Origin of the sequence: Flavihumibacter sp. UBA7668 (genome assembly GCF_002483205.1) — a bacterium.
In the GTDB taxonomy this organism is placed as follows: domain Bacteria; phylum Bacteroidota; class Bacteroidia; order Chitinophagales; family Chitinophagaceae; genus Flavihumibacter.
Map to the genome: position 1 here is coordinate 49,891 of NZ_DLHM01000001.1, position 19,519 is coordinate 69,409.

Sequence of the window (19,519 nt, forward strand, 5' to 3'; positions counted from 1 at the left end):
TTAAGGTTAGAATCCTACAGCAAGACCGAGGGAAACCATTTTAACATTGGGATATTGGAAGCCCGCTACACCTCTTTCATAAATACTTGCATTATTAAATTCAGGATCCAGGCCGGTGAATTTGGTAATCGTGATCAGGTTCTGACCAGAGACAGAAATCTGTGCAGAATTGAATCCAATCTTACCCAGCAGGCTGGAGGGCAGATTGTAGCTGATTCCAACATATTTCATACGAAAGAAATTACCTGATTCCAGCCAGCGATCCGTATCTCCTCTTGAGTTCAGCGTGGAAGCATACAAAGCTCTTGGGAAAGATGTATTGGGATTATCGGGCGTCCAGGGTTTTACACCTGACCGATAGTTGGAGTTATCATCAAAACGATCAACCAGGCTTCTATAACCGTTATATACGGTAGACCCGAAAGAACCGAACCAATTCATTGTGAATTCAAAACTTTTCCAATTGGCCCCTAAATTCAGCCCCACTTCATATTTCGGCCAGGGATTGGCAACAACTGCTTTATCAGAATTAGTGATTTGTCCATCTCCGTTATTATCCTTGAAACGGATATCACCCGGTTGGGCATTCGGCTGAATTATAACACCGTCTTTGTTTACATAACTGGTAATTTCCGCCTGATTCTGAAATATTCCATCTGTTTCCAGTACGAAAAACATACCCAGCGGCTGACCAATTTCAGTTACTGTATTTCCAACGTAAATATTGTTCCTGCCATAACCTAATTCCTTCACTTCATTTTTAAGTGTTGTGAGATTAAGGCCGACATTGTAGCCGAAATTTTCTCTTTGTTCTTTATAAGTGGCAGAAAATTCAAAACCTCTATTGCGTATAGTTGCTGCATTTACAACCGGATTACCTCCATCATTACCTGTAGTAAGTGCAATCGGCATGGTGGTAAGTACATCACTGGTGGTAGCGTCAAAATACTCTGCAGAAACCGAAAGTCTGTTATTGAACAATTCAGCATCGAATCCAAAATTCTTCTGTACCAGTTTTTCCCAACCCAAGTCCTGATTTACCAATCGAACCTGTGTGGCTCCGGGCAGAATTGCCTGATTGGAACCCATTGCAATGGTACTGAAGGTATTGATAACAGCCAGGTAATCCCAGTTACCTATATTACTACTGCCCAGTGTTCCATAACTGGCTCTTAATTTAAGATCACTGATCCAGCTTACATTAAAAAACTGCTCGCGGCTGATTCTCCACGCTGCGGACACTGAAGGGAAATTTCCCCATCTGTTTTGCATGCCAAGGCGGCTTGTTCCATCTCTTCGTAATACCGCATTGAAAAGATAGCGATCATCATAATTATATTCCAGTCTTCCCAGATAAGACATTATAACAGACTCATTTATAAAACCACCGGTTTGTGGCTCATTTCCCTGATCTAACGTACTGTAATACCCTCCTCCCAAAGGATTGGGCAACATGTTTCTTTTGGTACCCCAGATTTGTTCATACCGATCACTCTGGTAGGTTTGTCCCACTACCAGATTTACCTTATGCAGACCAAATTCTTTATTAAATGTTAGCGTGTTATCAATCTGTTTGGACATGGAACGCGCCATGTTTTCATTGGCAATGGATGGGTCATAAGGCTGGTTCAATGTCCAGTTCCCTTCTTTACGCAGGTATTTGTAATGATCATTACTAGCATCAATACCTACATTGGCCCGGTATTTCAGCCAGGGTCTGAATTTTAACTCTGCCCAGATATTACCGCGAATACGCAGGTTTTGCTGCGTGCGATCTTCCAGGTCGGCAATCGCGATAGGATTGGTGCCAAAAGTACGTGCTCTGGCTTCATGTCCATACCCATAACCACCCGGATTCCGTGAATCCCGCACCGGAATTGTAGGCAGCAAGCGTACCACATCAGCAACCGGATTACCGGACATCAGGTCTTCTTCTGCATTACTGATAGCGATGTTTTCACCAATACTGAATATACCTTTGGAGCCCTGTGAATTTACACGCAAGCTCAGGCGATTGAAATCTGTACTGATAACTGTACCCTTGTTTCCAAAATAGTTGGCAGATACCATATAACTGCTATTCGTACCACCACCGGAAAAACTGGCATTGATGTCGTGCATTAATCCGGTCCGATAGGTTTCATCCTGCCAGTCGGTATTATTATCCAGTTCATGTTGCTGATGCGGCTTACCTGCATTATCATAGGCCATGTTGTTTAACGTTACAAATTCATCCCTTCCTGCCAGATCAAACCTTGGCATAATCTGTGCACTCGACTTTGCGCTGATCTCCATTTTCATTGGTCCCTGACGCCCTCTTTTGGTAGTAATGATAATAACACCGTTAGCAGCCCGAGAACCGTAAATTGCGGCGGCAGAGGCATCTTTCAAAATCTGGATGGATTCAATATCATTGGGATTGAAATCACGATTGGCTGTAGCAATCAATCCATCAATCACATAGAGCGGATTAGTATTGCTTAAGTTTTTAATACCACGAATCTGAATATTGGCTTCAGATCCCGGCCGGCCGGATGCCCGTACATAAACACCGGAAGCAAGTCCCTGCATGGCTTCTGCAACTGTAGTAGCCTGGCGTTTTTTCAAATCATCCGGATTTACAACTGAAATGGCACCAGTAAGATCTTTCTTACGCTGGGTACCATATCCTACAACTACAACCTGCTGGAGTTCTTCTGAACCTGCAAGCAGCTCAATATCCAATAAATCACCTGAGCCAACTACCACTTCTTTACTTTTAAAACCTACATGGGAAATAGTAAGTACATCACCGGCTGCCAATTGAGCGGTAAATACGCCATCATTATCAGTTGTGATTGTTGTGCCGGTCGATTTTACTACAATACTGGCACCGGAAACTGGTTTGCCGTCAGAGGAATGAACTTTTCCCCGAATGGACTTCTGAGCATAGACAGCTACACAGGTAATTAGTAGCACACAAAGTGCAGCAACCTTGGGAAGCAATCGAATTTTCATCTTGTTAATTTTGGTTAATTAATCTTTAATTGGCAAGTAGGGAAGAATAAGCGGAAAATCTTCCTAAACAAAACAACACTATTTTAAATGGTTTATAGTTTCATATCGTATCAATTCTGCCACAAAAAATATCATTATACCAACTGAATAACGCAAACAATTGTAACTTCCGAAGCCAGAAAAGAATCTGCATTTCAAGTCTATGGGATTATGTATTCAGTATGTATCATCGATTGCTTAAAATATATCATTGGGGTAGTAGCTATATATCAGTAATTAGACTGTTATGTCTGCTGCTTTCAATGAAATCTCAGGTTGCTTTTTCACAGCAATATTATTTCCGTCATTATCAGGTTGAACAGGGACTTTCGCATAACACCGTTTTCGCCAGCCTGCAGGGAAATAATGGTTTCTTATGGTTTGGTACAAAAGAGGGACTCAATCGCTTTGATGGATACAATTTCAAATTATTTCTGACACCAGTAACCTCCAGGAATGAAATAAATAACAACTATATATATTCACTTAATAAAGATGATAAAGGTCAAATATGGGTAGGCGCCCAAAACGGTCTTTACAGAATTGATGAAACAAAGGAAACCCTGGTACCTGTTACTAATGCAATCCGAAATATTTATAAAGTCATACAGGCAAAAAATAACAAATACTGGATACTTGCCCAACATTCCGTTTATCTATATGATACCATCAGCAGAAAACTGGTTACAGTTGCTTCCGATCAGCAGGTATTGGCAACAGCGCTTGCAAAAACGCAGGATGGAACTATCTGGATTGGTGATGAAGAAGGGAAAATATTGCGGTATAATCCATCCGATTCAATTTTCACGCTTTATCCCGGTAAAAACAATACCAGCTCCGGAATATTGAAACGTATCAATAAACTGGTACCAGTAAACGGGAATAATTTATTTATTTGCACAGCCGGACAGGGAATTAAGAAATTGGACACAGAAGATAGCAGCCTTACCAGTATCATCACTTATAATGAAGACAAAACACCCATTTTTGCAAGAGACATTATTCAGGAATCTGCAAATCAATACTGGTTTGCTACTGAATCCGGTATATTTATTTATGATGCTCAAACATCAAAAATTACTAATTTAAAAAAGACGTTTCTGGATCCCTATTCACTTTCAGATAATGCAGTTTATAATTTAACGAAGGACAGTGAAGGTGGAATCTGGGCAGGAACATTTTTCGGCGGGATCAATTATTTCCCAAAACAATACAACTATTTTCACAAGTTTTACCCGGGTTCTTCAGAACCTTCCATAAGTGGAACATCGGTTAGGGAAATTCGGGAAGACAAAGATCACCAAATCTGGCTGGGAACCGAAGATGGAGGATTAAACAAACTTGATCCTTCAACAGGAAGCATTACCCATTATAAACCAACAGGAAAAAAGGGAGATATATCCTATTCGAATATTCACGGACTTCTGGTTGATGACAATACCGTTTGGATTGGCACATTTGAGCATGGTCTGGATTTAATGAATCGGACAACCGGAAAAGTAATCCGGCATTACGATGCCGGATCAGGAGAACATGACCTGAAAAGCAATTTCGTACTTAGTATAATCAAACATTCGTCCGGAATAATTTATTTGGGAACAGCTAATGGGCTTTATCGCTATCGTACTGCTACCGAAGATTTTGAAATGGTTAGAGAAATTCCCCATAATATTTTTATTTCTATTCTCCACGAAGATCATACCGGAACTATCTGGGCTGGCACACATGGGAGCGGCTTCTACCACTATAATCCCAGTTCAGGAGAAGCAGCACAATTTGCAGACAAATCAAAAAAACAGATACCGCTAAGTCACATATTTGTTAATGATATTTACGAAGACTCCCATCAGCAATTATGGATTGCAAGTGAAGGAGGGGGACTAATTTCCTTGAATAAGGACAGAAAAATTGATACGATTTATAATAAACTAAATGGATTTCCAAGCAATCATATATTTAAAAGTCTGGAGGATAATAATGGCATTTTATGGGTAACCACATCAAAGGGACTTGTTGAACTTAACAAGGAGAACAGTAAGATGCAGGTTTTTACAAAGGAAACCGGCTTACTGAATAACCAATTCAATTATAGTTCAGGCTGGAGAGATCATACAGGACGTATTTATTTTGGCAGTATTAAAGGAATGATAAGTTTCAAGCCGGATAGTTTTGAGGAAAATCGCTTCTCCCTGCCTATTTACATAACTGGCATTCAGGTTCACAACAATGAAATAAATATTGAAAAATCGGGTGGTATTTTAAACAAATCGATTCTATATACTGAAGAAATTACACTGCCTTTTGATCAATCCTCCATTAGTCTGGATGTAGCTGCATTAAGTTACACGTCGCCGGAGGTTACCCAATATTCTTATATCCTTGACGGACTTGACAACCAATGGACAGTTCTGGAAAAAAACAGAAAGATTTATTACACCAATCTGGCTCCTGGAAGTTACACATTTAAAGTAAAAGCAAACGCATTCAATGAAAACAGGAGTGATACAAGAACATTACGAATTAAAATACTACCTCCCTTCTGGGCAACACAGGTGGCCTATCTTACTTATTTTATAGCATTCGGAAGTTTGATTAGTTTTCTGATTATTACCTACCACAATAGAATGCAGAACAAAAAAGAAAAAGAAATATACGAGGCCAAAATCGATTTTTTTACCAATGTAGCACATGAAATAAAAACGCCCCTTACTTTAATTAAGGGACCGGTAGAAAATCTTCAGGAAGTAACCGATGATTTTCCGGCAATCAGGAAAGATGTCAGTATGCTGGAAAGAAATACCAATAGATTAGTTGCACTGGTACAACAAATACTTGATTTCAGACAAACCGAAACAAAAGGATTTAAACTTTATTTTACCGAGCTCTCCATTTCCGAATTATTGAAACATGTATACGAGGATTTTATTCCATTGGCTTCAAAGAAGAAATTAATTTTCACCTGGATAGATTCTGAAAATAATCTAATTGTAAAGGCAGATGAAGATGCACTGGAAAAAATATTTTCAAACCTGATCAGCAATGCTATCAAGTATGCCACTAAAAATGTCCTGATTGAATTAAGAGCCACCGATGTGAATTACTGGCAATTAATTATTATGAATGATGGCAAACTAATTCCGGAAGAGCTTCGGGAAAAAATATTTGAACCGTTTTACCGAATCAATGAGCCAGGTAAACAAAAAGGAACAGGAATCGGACTTGCATTATCCCGGTCACTGGCTGAACTGCATAATGGCACAATTAAATGTACAAGCATGAATGGAATGAATACCTTTATATTATCCATACCCAAACAACTTTGATGGTTAAAATGAACTGATTATGCAACCTGTACTTTTATTAGTTGATGATGAAGAAGATATTCTTGAGTTGCTGGAAAATATTCTTCAAAGCAAATACCAGATCATGAAGGCATCCAACGGCCTTGAGGCGATCAAACTGTTGAGTGAAGAGGCTGTCAACCTTATGATTTCTGATGTAATGATGCCGGAAATGGATGGATTTGAACTCTGCAGGAAAGTCAAATCCACCGTGGAATTCTCCCATATTCCGGTTATACTCTTAACTGCCAAAAATACCATTCAGGCGAAAGTAGAAGGATTGGAATTAGGTGCGGATGCCTATATTGAAAAACCCTTTTCAAAAGAACATCTGCTGGCCCAGATTCACAGCCTCCTAACCAATAGAGCAATGATCCGAGATTTTTTCGCCAGTTCCCCCCTTGTACATATAAAAAGTATAGCGCATACAAAATCTGATGAGAAATTTCTTACTCAGTTAAACAATGAGATTCAGGAGCACATGGAAGATCTTGAGCTGGATGTTGAGAAACTGGCTAAATTTATGAATATGAGCCGGATCACACTTTATCGGAAAATCAAAGCTGTATCGAATCTTACGCCGTTGGAATTAATAAATATAAGCCGCTTAAAAAAAGCCGCAGAGTTATTAGCAAATGCGGAGTATAAAATCTACGAAGTTGCTGATATGGTAGGATATAGCTCCCAAAGTAATTTTGCCCGGAATTTTCAGAAACAGTTCAATATGACTCCTACTGATTATATGCACTCAAAGAAAAAGCCGTCAAAAAACTGATTAGCCGATAAGTGGATTCAATGCAGAATCTGCTAACTCACCCGGATTAATCCCCATCAACCAGCGTTGTCGATCATTTTCCTGATGTTGATTCGCCGGATTTGTAACCCTTGCACCGTCGGCAAAATAGATAATGGTCATTACTTCTCTTGTCTGCGCAGACTGGTTGCCTGGTGCATTATGAAGTGTCCATCCGTAATGCCAGCTGGCATCTCCCCCGTTCATGGTGGATGGGCGGGTAATCGAATAATTTTTCTCCTTCACATAAGCATCCAGCAGTAAATCAGATTCATCTGAAATGGCTATGTTTTCGACAGCCCCTTTGATATGCGAACCTGAAGCAAAACTCAGCATACCCATTTCAACAGAAATCGGTATCAATGGCATCCACATGGTAATGGTATTTTTGGTATCCAAGGGCCAATAGTATTGATCCTGATGCCAGGGTGTATGTCCGCCACCGGCCTCTTTGTAAAGCGCCTGATCGTGGTAAAGCCGAACTTTTTCCACCCCAAGTAAGGCTGCAGCGATTTTTCCAAATCGTTTTGCCAATGTAAATGATCTTACCTGCTCGTCCACTTCCCAAAGGTTCATGATTTGAAGAAAGGCTTTCCCATAAGTATCGCGTTCCTTCATTTCTCTTGTTTCCGTATTGTACCGATAAGCCGCATCATTGATAACCTGTCTATAAACAGCGAGTTCTTCCGGAGATAAAACAGTGAGAAGATGAAGGTGTCCATTGGTACGGAATGAACGGATATCTTCCTCTGTTAACTGAATTTCTCTGTCAAGTGATGGAAGCTGATTGGTACTCATATGGCAACTATTGAGAATACAAATCAATCGAAAAACAACCGCTTTACCAAAATAAGGTATACAATGCCACCAATAAGCCGGTAACCAGCAAGGCGCCAACAGCAAATGCCGGATCGGGTTTGAATTCCCTGGCGTCTATGGAGAGGGCGTTCGGACGCACACCTCTGGCATGTTCGATGGTACTTATGATGTACATGGCTGCTATACAAATCACAAATACAATGGCCATCCTGTCTATAAATGGAATTTCAGCAACTCCATCAGCATTGGCAATTGCCCATCCTGATGGAATCAATGCGCTCAGGTCAACAAATCCAGGCAGAAATTTGAAAAACACGGAAAGTATAAAGCCCCCAATTGTTGCAAACAGTGCTGCATTGGAGGTTGCTTTCTTCCAGAAGAATCCCAGAATGAACATGGCGAAAATTCCGGGTGATACAAAACCGGTGTATTCCTGAATATATTGGAAGCCACCTTTTTTATCAATTCCCAAAAAAGGAGAAATAAAGATCGCCAGGATTATTGCGACCACTACAGTTATTCGTCCGATGCTAACGAGTTTCTTCTCATCCGCTTCAGGCGAGATTCTCTTTTTGTAAATATCCAGGGTAAAAATGGTGGAAATACTGTTTGCTTTACCGGCAAGAGAAGCAACTACGGCAGCTGTAAGTGCTGCAAAAGCAAGCCCCTTCAATCCGGGGGGTAATAAGTTCAGCAATACCGGATATGCCCGGTCCGGGTTCAATTCACCATCCTGTAACATAGCTTCCTGAAAATTACCTTCCTGATACAATACAAAAGCAGCAATACCGGGTAATACCACAATCACTGGCATCAGTAATTTCAGAAAAGCTGCAAAGAGAATTCCTGCCCGAGCAGTTTTTAGATCTGCACCTAAGGCTCGCTGGGTTATATATTGATTACATCCCCAATAGTTGAGGTTTACAATCCACATTCCTCCAATAAGGACGGATAGTCCGGGTAAATCTATATAATTGGGATTATCCTGCTTTAGGATCATATGGAAATGACCGGAAGCTTTTTCCTGCAATAAACTCAATCCGGCTAATGGTCCTTCTGATCCAAAATGATCACTCACCAAATTAAGTGCAAGATAGGTAGTAGCCAATCCCCCCAGAATCAGAAAAAATACCTGGATTACATCTGTATAACCGATCACCTTCATCCCGCCCAACGTGATTATTATGGCGAACAATCCAAGTGCCAGCATACAGACCGTAAAATTGATTCCGGAAATACTGCTTACGGCCAAAGCACCCAGATATAGAATGGAAGTAAGGTTAACAACCACATAGAGCAATAACCAGAATACGGCCATAATCATGGCAACGGTTCCATTATATCGTTGTTGCAGAAACTGTGGCATGGTATAAATTTTATTCCTCAGATAAACCGGAATAAAAAAGATCGCTACAATGATTAAGGTAGCCGCTGCCATCCATTCATAGGTAGCAATGGCCAATCCCATTTTAAACCCTGAACCACTCATTCCTATAAACTGTTCCGCTGATATATTGGAAGCAATAAGGGATGCACCAATTGCCCACCAGGTTAATGAACCTTCTGCCAAAAAGTAATCCTTGCTACTGGCAGTAGCTGATTTTTTTCTGTTGTAGACCCACCATCCATAAAAGGCTACGATCAAAAAATAAACGATAAAAACCAAATAGTCTTTTGAATGCAGGATATTCATGGCAGCTAATCTTAAGGTTGTGCAGTAAATTTATATACCGAACGGGTTTTGTAGGTTTGTCCGGGTTCTAAGATAGTACTTGGAAAGGAAGGTTGATTCACAGCATCTGGAAAATGCTGGGTTTCGAGACAGAAAGCAGTCCGGAAACTATCCGGGGTGCCTGATTTGAAGGTATTTTTTCCTTCCATAAAGTTTCCACCATAAAACTGTATACCGGGTTCAGTAGTCCAGATTTCCAGTTGAATTCCTGAAATATCTCCTTTTATACGAGCGGCTTTTTTCCAGGTTGTGCTATCATCCAACACAAAATTATGATCATACCCTTTGCCAAATCTCAATTGCTGATTGTCTGCATCCACCCGCTCTCCGATAATAGTTGAGTTTGTAAAATCAAATGGGGTACCAGCCACCGGAGCAATTTCACCAGTCGGAATAAGCGTTGAATCAACTGGAGTGTACCTACTTGCAAATAATTGTAAACTATGCTGATTGATGGTGCCGGATCCTTCGCCATTCAGGTTGAAGAATGCGTGATTGGTCAGATTTACAGGCGTTGGCTGATCAGTTACTGCTTCGTATTTAATATCGAGCGACTGCTCATTAGTTACCGTAAAACTTATTTTTGTGGTAAGCTGACCGGGAAAACCTTCTTCCATATCAGGAGAAACATAAGATAGTTTCAACGTTGAATCATTCGGTTGTTCAGCATCCCAAACCACCGACTGGAAACCAACTTTGCCGCCATGCAAAGTGTTTGGTCCATTATTAGTAAAGAGTTCGAACTTTTTATTGTTCAGGCTGAATGTTCCCTTTGCGATCCTGTTACCCACACGACCGATGGTTGCTCCAAAATAAGGTTCCGTTGAATTGATATAATCATCCAGAGAAGAGAACCCGACTACCACATCCTGGATTTTTCCATTTTTATCGGGCACCTGTAAACTCACAATCCGACCGCCATAATTCGTAATACCAACAGACATTTTACCATTTTTGATCCAGTACAGACCTGTCTTTTTCCCATTTACGGTTGAATCAAAACTATAGTTCATAATCGTACTGCTATTTTCATCTTTTTTTTGCTCTTCTGAAGTATTACAGGCAATTGAAAAGATCAATAAAAAAAAAGGAAGCATCGTTTTATTCATGATGACATTTTTAAATGGTGGAAGCAGGAAGTGTACGATAATAGTCAAGTGGCATTTTTCTGAGTTGTTCAGCTGCCCATTCAGGTGTAATATCACGTTGAGGATTCGCCAGCATTTCATAACCCACCATAAATTTTTTAACCGTTGCCGATCGAAGTAAAGGAGGATAAAAATGCATATGCCAGTGCCAGCCAGTTCTTCCACTTGTTTGAACCGGTGCCTGGTGAATTCCTGCAGAATATGGAAAAGAAACCTGAAACAGATTATCGTATCGGGTTGTCAGATTTTTAAGGATCCGGGCAAGGGCATTTTTTTCTTCTGCTGAAAATTCATGCGTAAAATTCACCTGTCTTTTTGAAACAATCATGGTTTCATACGGCCAGGTCGCCCAGAAAGGAACAAGTAAAACAAAATGTTCATTTTCTTCAAGTATACGTTCCTGGTGTTCCAGTTCCAGTTGGATATAATCGTTTAAGAGGCTGGTGCCATGCGCTGTAAAATAGCGCTCCTGCTGCGTCAGCTCTTTTTGAATTTCAACCGGTATGGACGAAGATGCCCAGATCTGTCCGTGTGGATGGGGATTACTGCATCCCATAATTGCTCCTTTATTCTCAAAAACCTGAATGTATTGAATGCCCGGCTTTATTGAAAGATCAATAAACTCTTTACACCATAGTTCAATTACCGCTTCAATTTCCGGAATAGACAGCATGGGCAGGGTCAGATCATGCCGTGGAGAAAAACCGATTACCCTGCAGATTCCATTTTCAGATTTTGCTTCCAGCAGGTTGCCTATTATAGTTGAACCTTCGGGTGAATCAGGCAGCAATGCGGCAAAATCATTGGTGAAGGCAAATGGACCATCAAATTGTTCATTGATAGCACCATCGGCACGTTTGTTACCCGGACATAAATAACAGGCAGGATCATAGGCTGGTGAATTGAGATCGGGAACCTGCTCCTGTTTTCCCTGCCAGGGCCGTTTGGTGCGATGTGGTGATACCAGAATCCATTCTCCGGTTAACAGGTTTTTTCTTGTATGAGGGTGTTCTTTGTATGTAAAGGATTGCATGTAATTAATAAATTAAAGCAGGGAAGTGCCATCCCCAATTTGAACAATATAGGCCTGCATGGTTGTGCCGGTATGTTGGTGGTAGGCATTACCAACTGTTTCAATCAACCCTGCCACAGCATCCGTTTTTACCAGGTTGATTGTACAGCCACCAAAACCACCACCCATCATGCGGGCACCATAAACATCACTCATTGGTTTTACCTGCTCCACAAGGAAATCAAGTTCAGGGCAACTCACCTCATAACGCTGCGAAAGTCCGGCATGCGAGCCAAACATTAATTCACCAAATGCACGCATATTATTCTGATGCAATTCATTACATGCTTTGAGCAGGCGATTATTTTCCTCCATAACATACCTGCATCGGTTATAGAACACTGATGATTTTGGAAGAAGTATTTGATCCAGTTGGTCCAGACTTACATCACGCAGATTGGTGATGGAAGGAAATGCCTGATTCAGCAGTTGCAAGCCCTCTTCACACTGACTTCTCCGAACATTGTATTCGCTGCTGCCAAGGGAATGTTTAACATTGGTATCCAGTAAGACGATTCGGAATTCATCCATTTCAAAAGGGACGGATTCATATTCAAGGCTACTGCAATCGAGTTTTAGCACCCGGTTCTTTTTTCCAAACATACTGGCGAACTGATCCATAATTCCACAGTTCACTCCAACAAATTCGTTTTCTGCTTTCTGAGCAAGTTTCACCATTTGCATGGTATCCAGGCTTAATTGAAATACTTCATTCAAAGCAAAAGCAACTGCACATTCCAATGCTGCAGAAGATGACATACCAGCACCCAGTGGTACATTTCCACCGAATACAAGATTAAATCCTTTCAAAGGTAATTTCTGTTGAATAAATTGCTGAACAACACCCAGTACATAATCGCTCCAGTCCTCAGCAGGTTTTAGTTCAGTAGTTAGACTCATTACAGCATTTGCATTCAGATCAAATGAGTATAAATGAATTTCCTCATCCATTCTTTCCTGAATAGCTACCACAGTTACCTTATCAATGGCTGCAGGCAAAACATATCCATTGTTATAATCGGTATGTTCTCCTATCAGGTTAATGCGTCCGGGTGAACTGACCAATAAGGGATCTGCATGGAACAGCTCTGTAAACTTTTGCTGAATGTTCTGAATTAGTGTTTCTTTTTCCTGAGTAACCATGTGATTCATTTAATCCATCCCGTCCCTCCCCTGGAAAGGGGAGGGTGATTGGATGGCACGACTGCTTGTCAAAAATTATTGTGTCAGTTTTTTAATCAGTTCAATTTCTTCTTTACTATATGGAGATCCGTCTTTACGGAAAATATCATGAAACCAAACTTTTGGTTCTGAGCCATCTGGAATCGGCGTATCCCACGCATAAATGGTATTTGATTTTCCCGCAACCAATCCCCAGTTAATTGCACCCACGTTCTTTTCTTTTAATAATGGCAGAACTGTAGAAAAGAAACTGTTTCTTGTACGCGCCATATATTCAGTACAGATCATTGGTCGACCATGCATTTTTAGCAATTGAATCACTCTTTTATGCATATCTGCATCTTCATAATTATGGTAGGTCAATATATCAGAATTAGCCACCTGAAATTCATTTAATTCTTCAAAGCTCCAGTCCCACACACCAGCACTGAGCGGTTGATCCGGATTTACCGAACGGGCCCAGGTGAAAACATTTTTCAACAGGGGAAGAGAACTTGTTTTTTTACCTGAGTTGCCGGGTTCATTGTAAAGGTCCCACAGGAGTACACGTTTATCCTTTGCAAAACGGCTGATCACTGCCTTTACATATTTTTCGAGCGATGGGAACAGGGTACTGTCTTTGTGGAATGGATCACCCGGATCCTGCACCCAGCCTGAGTTATGTGTTCCAGGTTTGGGGTCGGGTTGTTTACCAATTTTTGGTTCCTTGTTCCAAACGTCATCAAAAATCACAAAGATTGTTTTGATTTTATTGGCATCAGCGATTCCGAGATAGATATCCATTCTATTTAAAAAACCGCTTGAATCCTGCTCCCATGCCTTGCTATGGAGGTAGACCCGCATGGTATTCATGCCGATAGCCGAAGCCCAACCCAATTCGCGGTTGATGGTAGCGGTATCAAAACTTTCTGCCTGCCACATTTCGAGCTGGTTGATTGCAGTGCTTGGTAAAAAATTCGCACCTACCATCCAGGCCTGTTGGTTATACCAGTCTTTGGCTTTTTCAAGCGACCAAACAGTTCTTACTTCATTGCCGGCTGAAACGTTCTCCTTTGTCTCTGTTGCATTGTTGCAGGAAAGTAATCCCATCACCAGCATGGCTGTAGCTAAAAAGCTTATTTGTATTTTTTTTCTGATCATGATCAAAACGATTGGTTTTCAGTTTAAAAATTGTCTGATGTGGAGCCAGATAAATAAAAACTATCTTTATAAGGAAAGATGGCAGGAGCTGCCAGTGTACCTACCGGATTCGGGATGGGGCATAATAAGCTTAGGTGTATGACAGGCAATATCGTGGCAATCATCAGTAAAAGTTCTTTTGCAAAGATGCCGGATTGCCGGTAGCCAGTTGAATCGATTTGTATCATTAAATTGTCAAACTGTATCAATAAATTCCCATTTAGGGCCATGCGGGAACAAAAGGAAAACTATAAGGTTCAACGTTGGGTGGTACTGGTAGCAGTAGTATTATTTGGAATAAAGATTACCGCATATTACCTAACCAATTCAGTATCCATCTTAACGGATGCGCTGGAAAGCACGGTAAATGTGGTATCGGGATTTATCGGATTGTACAGTCTTTATGTGGCGGCGAAGCCCCGTGATATGGATCATCCGTATGGTCATGGGAAAGCTGAATTTGTTTCGGCAGCAGTAGAGGGAACGCTGATATTATTTGCCGGCCTTTTTATAATTTATGAATGTATCATCTATTTTATAAATCCACCTGCATTAAAAAAACTCGACTGGGGTGTGGCGCTGGTGGCAGTAGCCGGGTTGGTGAATTTTATTATGGGATCCATAGCGATCAGGAAAGGTAAAAAAAATAATTCACTGGCATTGATAGCAAGTGGGAGACATTTACATACTGATACTTATTCTACCATTGGAATTTTAATTGGAATATTGTTGATCTGGATAACCGGATGGCAGTTGCTGGATACACTGGTGGCATTGCTTTTCAGCGTTTTTATCTTATACACCGGATACAAGATTCTTCGTGAATCGCTGGCCGGCATTATGGATGAAGCTGATAAAGCCCTGCTGGTAAAAATGGTAACGCATCTGAATCAGCAACGGAAGCAGAATTGGGTGGATCTGCACAATCTTCGCGTCATCAAGTATGGTAGCATTCTTCATGTGGACTGTCATCTTACCGTTCCCTGGTATTTGAATGTGCATGAAGCGCATGTGGAGGTGGATGCACTAAGTGAACAAATCCGGCTGGAGTTTGGAAGCAGTATGGAACTTTTTGTGCATTCGGACGGATGTCTGGATTTTTCCTGTGCTATCTGTACGAAAACAGACTGTCCGGTCCGGAAACATGCATTTGAACAGAAGGTGGAGTGGACATTGGAGAATATCATTTCAAATAAAAAACACCAGTTGGGTACGGTCACGGACACTTTGCCTAAAACCGCCTAAATTCGTGGCGCAAAATGGTTTGTATGAAAGAATGGAAAGCCTATCAGGATCAACATAAGGATCGATTTTTGAATGAATTGCTGGAGTTGTTACGAATTCCCAGTATCAGTGCGAGATCGGAGAACAAAGCAGATATGGTAACCTGTGCGGAAGCCGTGAAAGCCAGTTTACTGGCAGCAGGTGCAAGCCGGGCGGAGATCTATCCCACGAACGGTCACCCGATTGTATACGGTGAATTGATTACGGATCCTTCCAAACCGACGGTTCTGGTCTATGGCCATTATGATGTGCAGCCGCCTGATCCATTGGAACTATGGCACAGCGGACCCTTTGAGCCGGTACTAAAAGATGGTAAAATTTATGCGCGGGGAGCCTGTGATGATAAGGGCCAGTTTTACATGCATGTGAAGGCGCTCGAAGTGATGGTTCAGTCGGGAACACTTCCAACGAATATTAAATTTCTGATTGAGGGGGAAGAGGAAGTGGGATCACCCAATCTGGCAGGATTTATAAAAGAAAATAAGGAACTCCTCAAAGCGGATGTGATTCTTATTTCAGATACAGCGATGATCAGCCTGGAGAATCCGTCGATAGATATCGGCGTACGCGGACTTTCATACATCGAGTTGGAGGTGACAGGTCCAAACCGTGATTTACATAGCGGGGTGTATGGCGGTGCGGTAGCCAATCCCATTACGATTTTGGCAAAAATGATTGCATCCCTGCATGATGAAAACAATCATATTACTATACCCGGGTTTTATGCAGATGTAGTGGAAGCCACGGCTGCTGAGCGGACACTGATGGCGGAAGCTCCTTTTGATGAAGCGGAATTTAAAGCAGATTTGGGAGTAAAGGAAGTTTGGGGAGAAAAAGGGTTTACCACAAATGAGCGCACGGGAATCCGGCCTACACTGGAATTGAATGGTATTTGGGGCGGGTATACGGGAGAGGGGGCCAAAACGGTGCTGCCATCCAAAGCATTTGCGAAAATCTCCTGCCGGCTGGTTCCGAATCAGGATTCACATACCATTACTGATATGTTGATCCGGCATTTGGAGTCCATAGCTCCTTCGGGCGTAACGGTGAAAGCAAGTTTACATCATGGGGGCGAGCCTTATATGACGCCGATTGATTCAACGGAATACCGGGCAGCGGCGAAAGCGATTGAGGCTACATTCGGGAAGGCACCGATTCCTGTTCGGGGCGGCGGCAGCATTCCGATTTGTTCGCTATTTGAGAAAGAGTTGGGTTTGAAAATCATCTTTTTGGGATTTGGGCTGGACAGCGATAACCTGCATTCACCCAATGAGAAATTCGATCTCGCCAATTTCTATAAGGGCATTGAAACGATTCCTTATTTTCATCTCTACGTGTCAGACAGGAGTTAGGACTGTGTTCTAACACTCATCTAACATCTATCTGATACGTATCTAACAACGTTCTAACACCTGTCTGACACTTATGAAGGTTCGAATTGATAAATACCTGTGGGCAATAAGGTTGTTCAAAACACGGGGACTGGCAGCGGAAGCGCTGGACAAAGGACGCGTGAAGTTGAATGGCGTATCCGTCAAAGCGTCCCGTATCGTCGCAATCGGTGATGAATATGAAGTACGATCAGATGCCCGTAAATGGATAATCAAAGTAACCGGCATCATCCAAAACAGAGTCGCTTACCCCGAAGCCATCCTTAATTACCAGGACCTCACCCCACCCGAAGAACTTGATCGTATCCAATTCCAGGCAGCCAGCTTCCATACCGGCAAAAGACTCAGCAAACTGGGCCGTCCAACTAAGAAAGATCGGCGCGATCTGGAGGACTTTACCAGCGATTGAGCAAAGTCATATTTCCGTCTACTTCAGGTCATAAAACCACCCTAACCATACCCCTAAATTTGTGGCATGATAATTTCCGATTTTATCTAAAACCACGGTTTATGACAGCAGCTACCACAAAAAGAAATCACCGCCTGCGCAGGCCACTGTTCGTGTATGAAGGTACATCTGAACAAAGAAAAAGAGCAACCAGTTGGGTACCCGCCGCCAATGTATCGGAATCAGCGGAGGAATACATCATCCGGCTGGCTGTGCCGGGAATGGACCGCCCTTGTTTTCAAATCCATGTAAGCGGAAAAGAACTGGTTATCAGCGGCAAAAAAGAAGAAAGCACCGAAAAAGACGCCGCCGGAAAATCCACCTATGAATACAATTACTCTGCCTGGGAGCGCAGTTTCGGCCTTCCCGAAGACGCTGACACAGCCCTGACCCAGGCAACTTATACAAACGGTGAACTCGTCCTGCACATCCCGCGAAATGTTGCCGCCATCGACAGCGGGGAAGTAGATGTGTTCATCTATTAATGCTTATTAATTTTCACCCATGACCATCCGGATCAGCAAAACCCGAACATTTAAAGAGCTGCAGCAGGATTTCAACACCCTGTTTCCTTTCCTTAAAATTGAATTCTTCAAACGCGGACATGCTATTGAGGAGGGCTCCAATGCCCAAAAGATGCTTCGCGCCAACCAGTTGCTGGAGTTCACCGGCCATGTGAAGGAAGAAGGACTACTGGAAATCCAGCCGTCTATGACGGTAGCAGATTTCGAACAAACCCTGTTGAACCGATTCGGATTAGCGACTCAGGTCTTCCGTAAATCAGGCAACCTCTGGCTGGAAACAACCATGACCGACCAATGGTCGCTCAAACAGCAAAATGAACATGGCAGAGAAATTTCCAGTCCGGCTGAAAACACCACCCAATCCGCAACCCCCGATTTCGAACTTAGCAGGGGCGAAGATTAATACAGCAAATTACCCAATTTAGCAAGGTCCGTAATCCGGATCTTGCCTTCTTTAATTTCGATCAGTTTCTCCGACTTGAAATCACTCAGGGTCCGGATCAGTGATTCTGTAGCCGTACCCACATATTGGGCAATATCTTCCCGTGGAATATCCAGCGGGCTGGGAACATCTTCCCCATTGAACTTATGATGGATATCCACGAGTGCCTTTGCCACCCTTTTCCGCAGGGAATCATATGCCAGGTGCAAAAGCCGGTCTTCTTTTTCTTTTACATTCTGGGAAATTAGTCGGATGAATTTACCGGCAATCGTCATATCATGATAAACCGCCTGCACAAAATCTTCTCTTGGAATCAGGGCAAGTTCCGCATCCTCCAACACTTCGGCATTGTCTTCATAAGAGCCATTTTCCAATAAAGCGATGTAACCAAAATAATCACCTGCGCTGTACAAATTCGTAATGTACTCCTTGCCATCTTCATGCAGCCGATAGGCTTTAACTTTGCCTGATTTCAGGTAATACAGGTATTTCGGTCTTTTTCCCTCAGCGTATACCAGTTGCCGTTTTGAAAATTGAACGGATTCATATTCTGCCGGATCCAGACGGATCATACCCGATTCCTGCAAATCCTGCATTAGCTCTTTCACACCTTCTTCCCCATTGGTATACTTCTGATGCAGGATATCCTGTTTTTTCAGCCGCACTTCAATCGCATTCAGCAATTCAATATCATCAAATGGTTTGGTAATAAAATCATCAGCCCCCATTTCCATGCCTTTTCGGAAATCACTGCGTTCCACTTTGGCGGTTAGGAATATAAAAGGGATATGTTCGGTTTCGGCATTTTTCCGTAGCAGGTGTAAGACACCATACCCATCCAATTCCGGCATCATGATATCACAAACTACCAGATCAGGTTTGTTTTGCAAAGCCAGCTCCACTCCTTTCTTGCCGTTTTCTGCCGTGCTTGTCTGATATCCTCCCAAAGTCAGAATTTCTGCAATATTTTCTCTGATTTCCGTATGATCGTCAATTATTAGGATATGTTTCATATCAGGCAGCTTATTCATTCCCCAAATAAACGAAAATGCCTTGATTGAGAAAAATCAGTTCCCCAATTGAGAGACCTCACCCTTTCCCGGCGGCACCAGGGTTAGTTTAGCGGCC

16 protein-coding genes are annotated in these 19,519 nt (G+C 42.1%); 7 read left to right on the forward strand and 9 right to left on the reverse strand.

Annotation, left to right across the window (positions count from 1 at the left end):
• Positions 1–6: 6 nt before the first annotated feature.
• Positions 7–2,997, reverse strand: coding sequence for a SusC/RagA family TonB-linked outer membrane protein (locus B2746_RS00235; RefSeq protein ID WP_290789522.1), 2,991 nt, complete (start codon positions 2,995–2,997; stop codon positions 7–9).
• 302 nt (positions 2,998–3,299) lie between these two features.
• Between B2746_RS00235 and B2746_RS00240 the strand changes: the two genes are divergently transcribed.
• On the forward strand, positions 3,300–6,359 hold the full coding sequence (locus B2746_RS00240; protein WP_290789525.1) for a sensor histidine kinase: 3,060 nt from the start codon (positions 3,300–3,302) through the stop codon (positions 6,357–6,359).
• Positions 6,360–6,378: 19 nt separating this feature from the next.
• Entirely contained in the window at positions 6,379–7,152 is a 774-nt protein-coding gene (locus B2746_RS00245) for a response regulator transcription factor (protein WP_290789528.1), read from the forward strand.
• Here B2746_RS00245 and B2746_RS00250 read toward each other — a convergent pair whose 3' ends face one another.
• From B2746_RS00250 to B2746_RS00280, 7 genes are all read right to left on the reverse strand, one after another.
• The gene (locus tag B2746_RS00250; protein WP_290789531.1) at positions 7,153–7,968 is read right to left on the reverse strand and encodes a phytanoyl-CoA dioxygenase family protein; all 816 of its coding nucleotides are present in this window, start codon (positions 7,966–7,968) and stop codon (positions 7,153–7,155) included.
• Between the two features lie 43 nt (positions 7,969–8,011).
• Positions 8,012–9,682, reverse strand: a complete 1,671-nt coding sequence (locus B2746_RS00255) for a sodium/sugar symporter (protein WP_290789534.1) — start codon at positions 9,680–9,682, stop codon at positions 8,012–8,014.
• 11 nt (positions 9,683–9,693) lie between these two features.
• Positions 9,694–10,830, reverse strand: a complete 1,137-nt coding sequence (locus B2746_RS00260) for an aldose epimerase family protein (RefSeq protein WP_290789537.1) — start codon at positions 10,828–10,830, stop codon at positions 9,694–9,696.
• A gap of 10 nt (positions 10,831–10,840) precedes the next feature.
• Positions 10,841–11,902 carry a UDP-glucose--hexose-1-phosphate uridylyltransferase gene (locus B2746_RS00265; protein WP_290789540.1) on the reverse strand — a complete coding sequence of 354 codons (1,062 nt, stop codon included), beginning with the start codon at positions 11,900–11,902 and terminating at the stop codon, positions 10,841–10,843.
• A gap of 12 nt (positions 11,903–11,914) precedes the next feature.
• Positions 11,915–13,084 (reverse strand): galactokinase, encoded by a 1,170-nt coding sequence (locus B2746_RS00270; protein ID WP_290789542.1) that lies wholly within the window; start codon positions 13,082–13,084, stop codon positions 11,915–11,917.
• A 75-nt stretch (positions 13,085–13,159) separates the two neighbouring features.
• Entirely contained in the window at positions 13,160–14,263 is a 1,104-nt protein-coding gene (locus B2746_RS00275; protein ID WP_290789545.1) for a cellulase family glycosylhydrolase, read from the reverse strand.
• 23 nt (positions 14,264–14,286) lie between these two features.
• Positions 14,287–14,490 (reverse strand): hypothetical protein, encoded by a 204-nt coding sequence (locus B2746_RS00280; RefSeq protein WP_290789548.1) that lies wholly within the window; start codon positions 14,488–14,490, stop codon positions 14,287–14,289.
• Between the two features lie 40 nt (positions 14,491–14,530).
• Here B2746_RS00280 and B2746_RS00285 point away from each other — a divergent pair, with 40 nt between their 5' ends.
• The 5 genes from B2746_RS00285 (at position 14,531) to B2746_RS00305 (ending at position 18,352) form a co-directional block, all read left to right on the forward strand.
• Positions 14,531–15,547, forward strand: coding sequence for a cation diffusion facilitator family transporter (locus B2746_RS00285; RefSeq protein WP_290789551.1), 1,017 nt, complete (start codon positions 14,531–14,533; stop codon positions 15,545–15,547).
• Between the two features lie 23 nt (positions 15,548–15,570).
• A complete protein-coding gene (locus tag B2746_RS00290; RefSeq protein ID WP_290789554.1) occupies positions 15,571–16,938 on the forward strand; it encodes a dipeptidase in 1,368 nt (455 codons plus the stop codon).
• 73 nt (positions 16,939–17,011) lie between these two features.
• Positions 17,012–17,386: an RNA-binding S4 domain-containing protein gene (locus B2746_RS00295; RefSeq protein WP_290789557.1), complete on the forward strand. Its 375-nt coding sequence runs from the start codon at positions 17,012–17,014 to the stop codon at positions 17,384–17,386.
• A gap of 101 nt (positions 17,387–17,487) precedes the next feature.
• Positions 17,488–17,910, forward strand: a complete 423-nt coding sequence (locus B2746_RS00300) for an Hsp20/alpha crystallin family protein (protein ID WP_290789560.1) — start codon at positions 17,488–17,490, stop codon at positions 17,908–17,910.
• Positions 17,911–17,929: 19 nt separating this feature from the next.
• The gene (locus B2746_RS00305) at positions 17,930–18,352 is read left to right on the forward strand and encodes a hypothetical protein (protein WP_290789563.1); all 423 of its coding nucleotides are present in this window, start codon (positions 17,930–17,932) and stop codon (positions 18,350–18,352) included.
• Here the strand turns inward: B2746_RS00305 and B2746_RS00310 are convergent.
• Positions 18,349–19,404 carry a response regulator gene (locus B2746_RS00310; protein ID WP_290789566.1) on the reverse strand — a complete coding sequence of 352 codons (1,056 nt, stop codon included), beginning with the start codon at positions 19,402–19,404 and terminating at the stop codon, positions 18,349–18,351. The genes B2746_RS00305 and B2746_RS00310 overlap by 4 nt on opposite strands.
• Between the last annotated feature and the right edge of the window lie 115 nt (positions 19,405–19,519).